We start from the raw sequence: 12289 nt of genomic DNA, 5'->3' as shown, positions 1-12289 counted from the left end.
CCAGCATGTGGATTTTTCTCAACGATCGATTCGTCACGGAACAGGACGCGAAAATATCCGTCTTCGATCATGGCTTTCTCTACGGAGACGGGGTCTATGAAACGATCCGCTCATACGGAGCGCGGATCTTCATGCGCGATCATCATCTATCACGCCTACACCGCTCCGCCGACGCCATCGGACTGACTGTCCCCATCCCGCCGAGCGAGTGGCCGCGCCTCTTGCACGAAGCGATGGATCGCAATCAGCTGGGGAATGATCAGACCGACGCCTATCTCCGAATTACCGTTTCCCGCGGAGTAGGAGAGATCGGCCTTGACCCGGCCCTCTGCCAGACACCCACTGTCGTCATCATGGCCAAACCGCTCCATCCGCCCGCTGCCGAGTTGTACCAGCGCGGCGTGTCACTCGTCATTGCGCAGACAAGGCGCAACCTGCCGAGTGCGCTCTCCCCGCAAATCAAGGCCACCAATTTCCTGAATAATATTCTGGCGAAACGGGAAGCGATTGCCGCGCGGGTCTTCGATGCGCTCCTGTTGAATTGGGAAGGGCACCTCACGGAAGGTACCGTGAGCAATGTATTTTTCATCTCACAAGGCCGGCTGTACACACCTTCCGTAGAATGCGGCCTCTTAGACGGCATTACGCGAACGATCCTGTTGCAGATGGCGGGAGAGCTGAAGATCCCCGTGCACGAAGGACGATTCACTCCGGAAGAGCTGCTGCATGCCGACGAATGCTTCCTGACTAATACCAGCATGGAGGTTATGCCGGTCGTTTCAGTCAACGGTCAATCTATAGGACACAGCACCCCAGGCCCACTCACCCGCCAATTACACCGCCATTTTATCGACAATCGAAGTCGATTCCTGGAACCTCTCGGCTAACCGCTTTCCAGTCAAACCATTGCTTTCATTGCAATACCCTCACGACAAGAGAGGGCATAAGACGTGCAAATCCTTGACACCCAGGTGCAGGCTGCTATCGTTTGACCATGCCAAACACAACAAGCGCGCGAAGGAACGGTCAATTGAAAACCTCTCGACTACTTCTCGGAACAGCCCTCGTGGGAGCGCACTGGCTTCTTCAAGGACTCCCTGCCGCACAGGCAGAGATCTACCAATACATCGATGCCAACGGGACCATCTCACTGACCAATGTGCCGACGGACCTGCGCTACCGGCGAATTGCCACACAGCCAAACAGACTCCATCCCGTTCTGTCGGAACGGGAGCTCGAACCGATGATCAGCCGGTACTCCCGGCGGCACCAACTACACCCCGCCCTCATCCGGGCGGTCATTAAAGCGGAATCTGGCTTCGACCCGATGGCCGTGTCACGCGCCGGCGCCATCGGCCTGATGCAGCTGATGCCACAAACCGCCATTCGCCTCGAAGTGCGGGACCTCTACGATCCTGAAGATAATATCGGGGGAGGGACGAAATATCTGCGTCAGTTGCTGGATCGTTTCCGGGGAAATCTTCCGTTGGCCCTTGCAGCCTACAATGCCGGGGAACATACCGTGGATCGCTACCGCGGACTTCCGCCGATCGACGAAACCCGCCAATACGTCAGGAAAGTCATTCGTTATTACCGAACGTTTCTGATTAAGGACGGCGCGATGACCGGGCGCGTGCTCGCGGCTGCCGAATCTGCAGCGCCACAACCACTCCCCGCTTCTTTGCCGACCTCGGCTCAGTAGTATCGCTGGCGATCCGCAACTGACTGTGCTGCTTCCAGCCTGGCCGTTTCGCCTCGGGGCAATCTGAGCGAAAATGCGCCCCGACGCTGTTTTCCCGCCACAATGCGGCTTCCGCGACACAATGCGCGACCTGCACCATGTTCTTCACTTCCAGCTCAGCTCTCGTTGTAGAGAACCTGGCAACAAGCTGGGCCCAGCGGGATAATTGAGCCGTAGCGCGTATGAGCGACTCCCGCGACCGGATCACCCCGACCTGTCCCCACATCGTCCGGCGGAGCGAACTCCTGAGCTTCTCCACATCTTCGAGCGTCGCCTCTCCTGTGGGCTGAGGGGGCTCTGCGCGGGAAGACAGCTCAGGAAACGCGTGTCCCTGAGCAAACGCGATCGCAGTGACACCCGCCCGCATACCAAAGACCAGTCCTTCCAATAACGAATTGCTCGCCAGACGATTGGCTCCGTGCACACCACTACAAGCCACTTCGCCGGCCGCGAATAGCCCTGGCAGTGTAGTAGCCCCGTTTATGTCGGTCCACACCCCGCCCATCATGTAGTGGGCGCTAGGCGAGACAGGAATCCACTCTTCCGTGATATCAATATCGGACCGCAGACAGGTGGCATAGATTGTTGGGAATCTGCGCTTGATGAACTCGGCCCCCAGATGTGTGACATCAAGGTACACATGCCGGGCACGCGTCGCCGCCATCTCAGCCCAGATTGCCCGCGAGACGATATCCCGCGGGGCAAGGGCCCCGAGCGGATGGTATCGCTGCATAAACAGTTCGCCCTTGTTGTTGCGCAACTGCCCGCCTTCGCCGCGCATTGCTTCGGACAGGAGAAACGGCGGACTGGAAGGGAGATAGAGCGAGGTCGGATGAAACTGGACGAACTCCATATCCTGCAGCATGGCTCCCGCCCGAAACGCCATCGCCATGCCGTCACCGGTGGCGTTGGGAGGGTTCGTCGTCCGGGCGTAAATCTGCCCGGCGCCGCCTGTCGATAATACAACGGCTTTTGCGGGGATGATGAACTGCTTCGACGATGCCTCATCAAGCACAACAGCCCCGCAACAACGTCCCTCTTCAACTACCAGATCAACCGTGAAATGATAGTCGAGCCGTTGGATGCGCTTCTGCCGCGCGACCTGCGCCATCAGCGCGCGCACCATTTCGTTGCCCGTGGCATCTCCGCGCGCACGCAAAATGCGGCTCCGGCTATGCGCCGCCTCTCGGGCAAAGGCAAACTTCCCATCCGTCTTGTCGAATTTTGCGCCCCACCGGATTAACTCCTGAATCCGCGCCGGCCCTTCCTCCACCAGCACCCGAACCGCCTCGGGACGACACAGCCCGTGGCCGGCCCTCAACGTATCGGTCCGGTGAATCGCGACATCATCCTCTTCACTGAGGGCCACCGCCACGCCCCCTTGCGCGTAGATCGAATTGCTCTGCAGTGGATGCCCCTTCGTCAGCATGATGACACGGCCTTCACGGCTCAACTCCAGTGCCGCACGCAACCCGGCAACACCGCTCCCGATGACGAGGAAGTCAGCTTGAGGGCTAGTAGAAGATTTTCGCGACCGCGAAGCTGATGGTTTCATTGGGGAAGCGATTTCTGCGGCGCTGCGGGGAGGTCGGATAACGCCTGGCGCACTTTCATCCCGAACGGCAAATCACCCTGTACACCACGGAGAAGAATCGACTGTTTACCTATCCACTGTAGACGGGCATGTCCACGTTGACGAATGCCGGCATCGTCCGGATTTTTCTTCCAGACCCCCTGCCAATGCACATATACGTCAATATTCTCCCCGTCGATCATGATGCGCTCGGTCTTGAAGTCCAGCTGAATGGATTGAAATAATTCGAAGTCCTGCGCGGCTTCAGCTTGGATTTGCTCTAACGACTCCGCGGGCAGCATCACGTCCTGAAACGCAGAACGGTCTCGATGCTGATACGCCTCCCGTAGCGCTTCCACCGCCCGATCGATATGGATAAAACGCTCATGATCCTCAGGATACTGAAGCGTCTTCGATGAACAGGCCACGGCAGTCAGTAATACCGCCACTCCGCACCAACGGAGCATGCGCAGATAAAACGGAGATACCGGAAGATTCGTATCCATAGGCTTGCAGTATAGGAACGTCCTGGGGATCGGTCAAGGCGCGGCGATGCCGTCGAACCAATCGGGGAACAGCCGCATCACAATTATGCATTCGCAGCCAGTCATCGACAGGCTTGCTTTTTGACCTAAAAGTCTCTAGACTCCCGCGTCTTTGGAGATTCATTGCATGTCGAGCGTGTTAAAAAAGCGGCGGAAAAAAATGCGCAAGCACAAGTACAAGAAGTTGCGCAGACGCCAAAAATTCTTACGTCGTAAGAGCTAAGCTCACCCCGTTTACCGGGAGGAGGACATTGTGCCGGAAGGCAAGAAGGTTCGCATCCGCGTCCGTACGGTGAATTGCACCTACGTGGGGGACTTTCTCGTTCCGCCAATGCGTCATCGCGTCTCGGACGCGATCAACGAGGAAGTGCGGCTCTTTATCAGCCTGACGGACGTGGTCATTAACGATACTGATCGTTCTGACTATGTGGCCCTCAATAAGAACCTGATCGAGTCTATCTCGCAGCTCTAGCGCCTTGTCTTTCCGCCATCTCGGCTGCATCTCATCGACCTGCGTACCCCATATGGGGATAACCCAGGGCGGTGGGATTAGGCTCTCACATCGATACTCCCGCGCCCATGTCACCCTTTAGACGCTTTCTTCCATTTGTACGGCCCTACTTCCCACGAATGATCCTCGCGGGACTTCTCGTGATGGGGGTCGCCGCCATCAATCTGGCCCTACTGCGCCTGGCCGGCACGCTCTGGGACGTCATTACCGTCCAACACGATCGTGACCGCATGACGGAATTGATCGGGATATTCATCGGCCTGGTTCTCCTGCAAGGCCTCTGCTCGATGGGGCACAGCTACCTCACCGCCTGGATCTCCCAACGGGTTGTCGCCGATTTCCGCACCCATCTCTTTGCGCATTTACAAAGCCTCGCGGTCAGTTTTTTCTCCAGAAGGCGAACGGGAGAATTACTGTCCCGGCTGATGAACGATGTCACCGTCGTTCAGTCCATTGTCACGGAGACCCCCATCGACACGGCTAAGCAAGTGGTGACGTTCATAGGCGGCATCGGCTTCTTGTTGGCCATGAACTGGCGGCTCTGCCTCCTGATCCTGCTGCTCCTCCCATTGCTGGTGCTCGTCGCCAAGTTTTTTGGACGTAAGCTGAAACTCCTTTCGACCTCAATCCAGGATCAAACCGCAGCGCTCAGCACCCTACTGGAAGAAGTCATTTCCGGCATACGCATTGTGAAGTCGTTCGTGCAAACAAAACGGGAAGAAGACCGTTTCTTAACCGCGGTCCAATATGGCCTATCACTCTCACTGAGACGGGCCAGCATCATGGCCCTCTTCATCCCTGTCATCAGCCTGCTGACATTTTCAGCCGCCGCCGCCGTGCTGTGGTACGGCGGCACCCAAGTGATCGAAGGCACCGTCACACCGGGCGATCTCTTCGCTTTCGTCCTCTTCGCAGGAATTCTGATCGGGCCATTCAGTTCGGCCGCCCGCGTCTTCGCCCAAATCAAAGAGGCTCAGGGCGCCACCCAGCGCGTATTTGAAATACTCGACGCACAACCGGACATCCAAGATGCCCCGAATGCGCACGTCCTCTCCACCGTCAGGGGCCACGTGCGGGCGGAACAGGTCAGCTTCAGTTACGACCCGCGCACCCCGGTGCTGTCGCACCTGTCGTTCGAAGCACAACCGGGCGAACTCGTTGCCTTTGTCGGACCGACGGGAGCCGGTAAAACCACCATCATCAATCTACTCCATCGCTTCTACGATCCCGTCGACGGCCGCATCACCGTGGATGGGCACGATCTGAAACAGGTCACGGTGGATAGCTGGTATCGGCAAGTCGCGCTCGTTCCGCAAGAAACCATCCTCTTTGGCGGAACCATCCTCGACAATATTCGCTATGGGAACCCCGAGGCGAGCGAGGCGGAGGTGCAGGAAGCGAGCAAGGCAGCGCACGCGCACGAATTTGTCTCAGCCTTTCCTGACCAATACCTGACTGTGGTGGGAGAGAAGGGGATCAACCTGTCCGGCGGCCAGCGGCAGCGTATCGCCATTGCCCGGGCAATTCTCAAAAACCCTCGCGTCCTGCTGCTCGACGAAGCCACATCGGCGCTCGACACCGAGTCGGAACGGCTGGTTCAGGAAGCACTGGAGCGACTGATGGACGGACGGACGACCTTTGTCGTCGCCCACCGACTCTCCACGATTCAGCGTGCAGACCGCATCCTCGTCCTGGACAAGGGCCACGTCGTCGAAGCAGGCACCCACGTGCAACTCCTGGAGCGCAAAGGTCTCTATCACTACCTCTACACCATCAGGTTTAGCGAACAAGCACCCTAGCCCCGTCCGCCACGACCCGGCCCCGCCGCTCACTCACTGCAGTTTTTCCACCCGCACGCCTAAGAGCCGGATCCGTTGACGACGCGGGTTCTCCCGCCGATCGAGGAACGGGAGCAGCAGCTTAAGCAACTCGCGGCGCACCGCCGGCCCATCCCGCACCGGGTCAGGAAAGGTGTGGGCCCTGGTGACTGTGGTGAAGTCCGCGAACCGCACGGTAATCGCAACCGTCCTGCAGGCGTCGAATCCCTCCTCCACCAGTCGCGCAAACACCCCATCGCCTAACTGCGACAACCGCTCCACCAAAATCTGTGAATCCAACGTATCCTCATCAAAGGTCTCTTGCTCGCTGATTGACTTCGGCTCCCAATGCTCCTCCACCGGCGAGTCGTCCTGTGCGCGAATCTTGGCATACCATTCACGCCCCCGCTTGCCGAAGCGCGCGTCCATCTCAGCCGGGCTCAGCTGTTTCAGCTCTTCAACCAGACGAATATGCTGCGCGGCCAGCAGCGCTTCCGTCTTTGGCCCGATTCCCGGAATCGCCCGTACCGACAACGGCGCAAGAAACGCTTCCGCCTCAGCCTCTGTGACGACCGTAAACCCGTCCGGCTTGTGCATACCGGAGGCAATCTTGGCGATCAATTTATTGGGTCCAATCCCGACCGACGCCGTCAATCGTTCCTCCGAGAGAATTGCCGCCTTGATCGAACGGCACAACTCAGACGCGGCCTCGAAGGATCCGGCGCCGGAGACATCCCCGTAGGCCTCATCGATGCTCGCCTGCTCAAGCACAGGAACGGCACGGCGGGCAATGGCCATCACTGCGGAAGATACGCCGGCGTACTTGCGCATATCGACGGAGACAAATGTGACCGGAGGCTGCCCCCTTCGACGAGCTTCTTCCGAAAAACGCCAGGCTGTGGAAATCGGCGTGGCCGAATGAATCCCGTACGCGCGCGCCTTGTAATTCGCGGTCGAGACAACTCCACGCCCCCGCCCCTGCGCCGGATCGGCCCCTACCACAAGAGGAAGCCCACGAAACGCAGGCGTATCCCGCTCCTCAATCGCAGCATAAAACGCATCCATATCGAAATGTACGATGATCCTCGGCACGCCTAGGTCTCCGGATTCCCCCTGAGCCTCCACTCAAGCCCCAGGGGACTATACCGGCTTCGCCTGCGTCTACACTAGTTGCCAGAGAGTCTCGGTAGAATATGGGCACTGAGGTAGGATGAGTTGAGCCGGTCGCATGCGGAAAGCACAGACAGACGCGAACAGAAAAACCGTAGCCGGTTATCCATAGGCCAGAATCTCGTGCGAGATGGACGTCAAAGGAATTTCCCGTTCGGTCGCTCCGCGCTTCATGGCTTCTTTGGGCATCCCATAGACGACGCACGTGGCCTCATTCTGCCCCACCGTGCGGGCGCCTGCCTGCCGCATCTCAAGCAGCCCCGCAGCCCCGTCGTCTCCCATGCCGGTCATGATGATCCCCAGTGCGTTTCGCCCGGCAAATTTCGCAACCGATCTAAACAGCACATCGACCGACGGGCGATGGCGGTTCACCAGCGGGCCCTCAACCACTTCCACATGGTATTGCGCACCGCTTCGCTTGAGCAGCATGTGCCGGCCGCCCGGCGCGATCAGCGCGCGGCCTGGAATGACGCGGTCGCCGGTCTTCGCTTCCAGGACCTCGATCTGACAGATACTGTTCAACCGCTCGGCAAACGCAGCGGTGAACTTCTCGGGCATGTGCTGGACAATGACAATGCCCGGACACACGCGCGGGATTCCGGTCAGCACCACTTCAAGCGCTTGCGTGCCGCCGGTGGAGGTGCCGATCGCCACCAGCCGATCGGTCGTCTGAGCCATCGCATGGGTGCTGGCGGATAAGACCGCATCGGCGGTCAGCTTCTGCGCCACGGGAACAGCGGGAGGCGTCCCTCCCTTCATACATTTCATGTTGGCCTGAGCCGCGGCCTTGACCGCCTCGATCAATTGAGACGACGAATCTTCCAGAAACTTCTTCACCCCAAGCTGCGGTTTCGTGACAATGCTGACCGCGCCGGCGGCCAGCGCCTGCATGGTCGTTTCCGCTCCCTTTTCCGTCAATGACGAACAGATGACGACCGGCGTCGGATGGGTCGCCATGAGATGTCTCAGAAACGAAATCCCGTCCATGCGAGGCATTTCGACATCCAGAGTCACGACGTCCGGCCACTGCTTCTTCATATGCTCCATGGCAAAGAGCGGATCGGAGGCCGCGCCGATCACGCGGATCTCCGGATCTTTCTTGAGCAGGTCGGTCATCACCTGCCGCACGGTGGCTGAATCGTCCACGACAAGCACATTGATCGTTTTCATCCTATGCGACCCCCACCACATTTGGCCCGCCATTGGCGGGAATCCGTTGATGCCTCACCCACACGTCTCCGCTCCAGACATCGAAAATCACCTGGCGATGTCCGACATCGCCGACATGCTCCGCCGCCACGGGCACGCCCAAATCTTCCAGCGCCTTCCGGGCCAGCTCGACGTTGCGCATGCCGATCTCCAACGCCTTTCCCCGCTTATCGAGCGAGGGAAACATGTCCCCGCCGCCGAAGACCTTGACCTGATACTCCTTCAACGTCGTCCCCTTCCTGGCCATCTCCTGCAAAAACAATTGCAGCGCATCGCTTCCGTAGCGCCCATCCAATCGCTCCGAGGCGCGGGTGTCCCGCGACGGCAGGAGAAAGTGGCACATGCCGCCGATGTGCAGGATCGGATGCCACATCGTAATCGCCACGCACGAACCCAGGATGGTCTTGATCCGCGTCTTCGCATGGCCGAAATGAAACTCTCCCGGCTGCAAAAACACCTCCGTGACGTTCGCAGGCAGTGCCATCGCCTAGGCCTTACGATAGATCGATGACCGGACCATCTTCAGGTGATCGGTAATACCATGCAGGCTTTCCGAATGGCTGATGATGAAATACCCTCCGGGCTTCAGCACGGAAAGCAACCGATCCACGACTTGCCGCTTCGTCTCCGCATTGAAATAGATCATGACGTTGCGAAGGAAAATCACATCGAAGGTCCCGGTCTCCGGCAACGACGCATTCAAGTTGACCGACAGAAACCGAATACGGCTTCTGAGCTTCGGATCGATCAGAAAGGTTCCCGCCTGCTCCTCGACCCCTTTCAAGCAATAGGCCTTGAGATAGGCCTGCGGGATTTTTTCGGCGCGCTCCATGTTGTACTGGCCGGTTTGTGCGGCGGCCAAGACTCGCGAGCTGATGTCCGACGCCAGGATGTTCCAGGGCGTCGTCCCCAGACTATCCGCCAATACCATCGCCAGGGTGTAGGGCTCTTCTCCGCTCGAACAGGCCGCGCTCCAAATCCGGAAGGCTTCTCCCGGCTTTCGGGCAGGCAGGATCGTCGTGCGAAGATACTCGAAATGCTTCGGCTCTCTGAAAAAATAGGTCTCGTTGGTCGTGAGAAGATCGAGTGCCGTTTGCAGTTCGGCGGGTTCCTGCCCGTTCATGATCAACTGAAAGTATTCGCGGTAGGACGCCAGCTGATAGTGGCGCAACCGCTTGAGCAACCGCCCGGACACCAGCGCTTTCTTGGCAGCGGAAAGGGTGATTCCCGCGCTGTGATGGACAAATTTCTGAAAGTCGGCGAATTCCTGATCGGAAATCGCAATCTCGCCGGTAGAGGCATTCGAGGCAGACACGTCCACGATGTTCCTCGGCGTCGCCCACGCCGCTCCAAAATATCTGGGTGAAGATGATCGACTCCGTTCGAGCGCACCGCCCGGAAAGACAAGACACGACCTCGTGGTCGCCCCGCTCCACGGCTCGCGTTCGCGCCCGATCCGGTCCGCGCGCTACCCGGCCACTTGCAATGCCGAAGCCGCTGGCCCGCTGGCCGAAGTCAGCGCATCCTGTCCGCTCCGGAGCTGCGCCATTTCGTCGATCGAGAGCACCCGCGTGATTTCGAGAATGATCACAAAACGGCCATCCACCTTCCCCATGCCCTGGATGAACTCGCCGCGAAGGTTCGCCCCAAAGCTGGGCGCCGGCTCGATTTCTTCCGGAAGGATCTCGATCACCTGATTAACGGCATCGACAATAATGCCGATGTCTCGATGATCCCCCTCGGTGGCCACTTCGACGATCACGATACAGGTGCGCCGCCCCGGCTCTGTCAGCGGCCGCCCAAACCGTACCGCCAGATCGACCACCGGAACCACGCGCCCGCGGAGGTTGATCACGCCTCGCACGCACGGCGGCATCATCGGCACCGCCGTGAGGGTGCCGTATTCGATGATCTCCTTCACCCCCAAGATCCCGATGGCAAAGAGTTCCTTTCCCAAGAGAAAGGTCAGGTATTGATGCTGTTCTTCTCCGGCCTCGTCCACGCCGGCCGGTTCCTGCGATGACAATGCGGTTCCCATAACGACCTCCTAGAATCGGACAAACTGTGCCGGATCGGGCTGCGCAACGGTCTCCGCCTGGGAGGGAACACCCGGCGACGACTCCTTCCGGTTCCCCGGCTTGAACGCCTGTCGCGGTTTGTCGTTGGCTGGCCGCGCGGAACTCGCGCCGGGGGTTTGACTGCTGACCTTGAAGAACGCGATGGCCTGCTGGAGTTGCTGCGCCTGGCCGCTCATTTCTTCCGAAGTGGCCGCAAGCTCTTCCGACGCTGACGCGTTCTGCTGAGTCGTCTGGCTCAGCTGCGTCATCGCCGTATTGATCTGCGACACACCGGACGCCTGTTCGCTGGAGGCCGAGGCGATTTCCTGGACCAGGTCGGATGTCTTCTGGATCGCGGGAACCATTTCCTGGAGTAGTTTGCCGGCCCGTTCCGCCATGCTCACGCTGTCGCCGGCCAGATTGCCGATTTCCTGGGCCGCGACTTGACTCCGCTCAGCCAGCTTGCGTACCTCCGCCGCCACGACCGCAAATCCCTTGCCGTGCGCGCCGGCCCGCGCGGCCTCGATCGCCGCATTCAGCGCGAGCAGATTGGTTTGATAGGCAATGTCGTCGATGATGCCGATCTTCCCCGCGATCTGCTTCATGGCCGTCACGGTTTCTTGCACGGCCTGCCCGCCGTCATTCGCTTCCTTCGATGCCTGGGTCGCCATGTTGTTGGTGACCTTGGCATGCTCGCTGTTCTGGTTGATCGAAGCCGTCATCTGTTCGATCGACGCCGAAGACTCCTCCACACTCGACGCCTGCTCGCTGGACCCCTGGCTCAAAGACTGCGCCGTGGCGCTCACTTCTTCCGACGCGCTGGCCAGGGCGTCGGCCGATTGCCGGACCTGCCCAATCACCTGCGTCAAACTCACGACCATGCCCTTCAGCGCAAATAAGAGGCTGCTCTTGTCCCGGTCACCCACCTGAATGTCGAGCGTTAAATCGCCCTCGGCAATCCGGCGGACACTGTCCCGCGCGTACGCCGGCTCACCGCCAATGTCGGTGAGAATCGACCGTGTGATCCAGAGGCCGACCCCAGCGCCCATGACGAGCGCGATCACCATGACCGCCACGAGGACGTTGCGGGCGCTCTCATAGGTATCCGCCATCGTCTTCGCTTCTTTGTCCATCAGTTCCGACTGGAATTTCGCCATGACTTCGAGCGATTCCCAGAATGCGTTGTTGGCCGGCCCGAACTCTTGCTTGATGAACAACGTCAGCGCCTGCCGATCCGAGGATTTGATCAATTGTCCGAGCGCGGCATACTTCGTCCCCAAGGCCGTCCGCTTCTCCGTAATGGCCTTGAACAGTTCTCGCCCGCGCGGCAACGTCAGCAGCTTATCGAGCTTTTCGAGGGCTTCTCCGTTTTTGGCCCGCACGGCCTCCATCCGCTTAAACAGCTCGTCTATTTCCACCTGCGTGGTGGCGAGCGCGATATTGCGGACGGTCCGGCCGTTGTCGAGGGTGTTCTTGATGACCTCATTGGCCAAGGCCACCTTCGGCACTACTTGATTGACCATTACGCTGGTCACATCCTTGAAATTACTCAGATTGTAGATGCCGATGCCGCAGGCGATCACCAGCAGCACCAAGACCGTGGCAAACCCCAACCCTAATCGCACGCCTAACTTCATCTGCTTTCCCATCGCCCGCCTCCTCTATG

Annotated in this window: 12 protein-coding genes and 1 pseudogene; 5 read left to right on the top strand and 8 right to left on the bottom strand. The window is 59.2% G+C overall.

What is annotated here, in order from left to right:
• Positions 1 to 5 precede the first annotated feature (5 nt).
• Together NITLEN_RS09375 and NITLEN_RS09370 are read left to right on the top strand one after the other, a co-directional pair.
• Entirely contained in the window at positions 6 to 887 is an 882-nt protein-coding gene (locus NITLEN_RS09375) for an aminotransferase class IV (protein WP_121989321.1), read from the top strand.
• A 143-nt stretch (positions 888 to 1030) separates the two neighbouring features.
• Entirely contained in the window at positions 1031 to 1702 is a 672-nt protein-coding gene (locus NITLEN_RS09370; RefSeq protein ID WP_281267793.1) for a lytic transglycosylase domain-containing protein, read from the top strand.
• Here the strand turns inward: NITLEN_RS09370 and nadB are convergent.
• Together nadB and NITLEN_RS09360 are read right to left on the bottom strand one after the other, a co-directional pair.
• Positions 1608 to 3296 (bottom strand): L-aspartate oxidase, encoded by a 1689-nt coding sequence (gene nadB / locus NITLEN_RS09365; protein WP_121989319.1) that lies wholly within the window; start codon positions 3294 to 3296, stop codon positions 1608 to 1610. The genes NITLEN_RS09370 and nadB overlap by 95 nt on opposite strands.
• Entirely contained in the window at positions 3293 to 3820 is a 528-nt protein-coding gene (locus tag NITLEN_RS09360; RefSeq protein ID WP_121989318.1) for a hypothetical protein, read from the bottom strand. The genes nadB and NITLEN_RS09360 overlap by 4 nt, the downstream gene beginning before the upstream one ends.
• 166 nt (positions 3821 to 3986) lie before the next feature.
• Here NITLEN_RS09360 and NITLEN_RS18875 point away from each other — a divergent pair.
• The 3 genes and pseudogenes from NITLEN_RS18875 to NITLEN_RS09345 form a co-directional block, all read left to right on the top strand.
• Positions 3987 to 4044: pseudogene (locus NITLEN_RS18875) on the top strand (AURKAIP1/COX24 domain-containing protein); the annotation flags it as partial.
• A gap of 68 nt (positions 4045 to 4112) precedes the next feature.
• Positions 4113 to 4331, top strand: a complete 219-nt coding sequence (locus NITLEN_RS09350; RefSeq protein ID WP_121989317.1) for a DUF6812 domain-containing protein — start codon at positions 4113 to 4115, stop codon at positions 4329 to 4331.
• A gap of 107 nt (positions 4332 to 4438) precedes the next feature.
• Entirely contained in the window at positions 4439 to 6169 is a 1731-nt protein-coding gene (locus NITLEN_RS09345; RefSeq protein WP_121989316.1) for an ABC transporter ATP-binding protein, read from the top strand.
• Positions 6170 to 6202: 33 nt separating this feature from the next.
• Here NITLEN_RS09345 and dinB read toward each other — a convergent pair whose 3' ends face one another.
• The 6 genes from dinB to NITLEN_RS09315 form a co-directional block, all read right to left on the bottom strand.
• Positions 6203 to 7279 (bottom strand): DNA polymerase IV, encoded by a 1077-nt coding sequence (dinB, locus tag NITLEN_RS09340; protein ID WP_146216152.1) that lies wholly within the window; start codon positions 7277 to 7279, stop codon positions 6203 to 6205.
• 180 nt (positions 7280 to 7459) lie between these two features.
• On the bottom strand, positions 7460 to 8527 hold the full coding sequence (locus NITLEN_RS09335) for a protein-glutamate methylesterase/protein-glutamine glutaminase (RefSeq protein WP_121989314.1): 1068 nt from the start codon (positions 8525 to 8527) through the stop codon (positions 7460 to 7462).
• Position 8528: 1 nt separating this feature from the next.
• Entirely contained in the window at positions 8529 to 9050 is a 522-nt protein-coding gene (locus NITLEN_RS09330; RefSeq protein WP_121989313.1) for a chemotaxis protein CheD, read from the bottom strand.
• A 3-nt stretch (positions 9051 to 9053) separates the two neighbouring features.
• Positions 9054 to 9881 carry a CheR family methyltransferase gene (locus NITLEN_RS09325; RefSeq protein ID WP_342776539.1) on the bottom strand — a complete coding sequence of 276 codons (828 nt, stop codon included), beginning with the start codon at positions 9879 to 9881 and terminating at the stop codon, positions 9054 to 9056.
• 153 nt (positions 9882 to 10034) lie between these two features.
• Positions 10035 to 10604, bottom strand: a complete 570-nt coding sequence (locus tag NITLEN_RS09320; RefSeq protein WP_121989312.1) for a chemotaxis protein CheW — start codon at positions 10602 to 10604, stop codon at positions 10035 to 10037.
• A gap of 9 nt (positions 10605 to 10613) precedes the next feature.
• Positions 10614 to 12272: a methyl-accepting chemotaxis protein gene (locus NITLEN_RS09315; RefSeq protein ID WP_219999421.1), complete on the bottom strand. Its 1659-nt coding sequence runs from the start codon at positions 12270 to 12272 to the stop codon at positions 10614 to 10616.
• Between the last annotated feature and the right edge of the window lie 17 nt (positions 12273 to 12289).

Origin of the sequence: Nitrospira lenta (genome assembly GCF_900403705.1) — a bacterium.
In the GTDB taxonomy this organism is placed as follows: Bacteria; Nitrospirota; Nitrospiria; order Nitrospirales; family Nitrospiraceae; genus Nitrospira_D; species Nitrospira_D lenta.
Note: the sequence above shows the minus strand (reverse complement) of the source record. Positions and strands in the feature narration are given on the sequence as shown.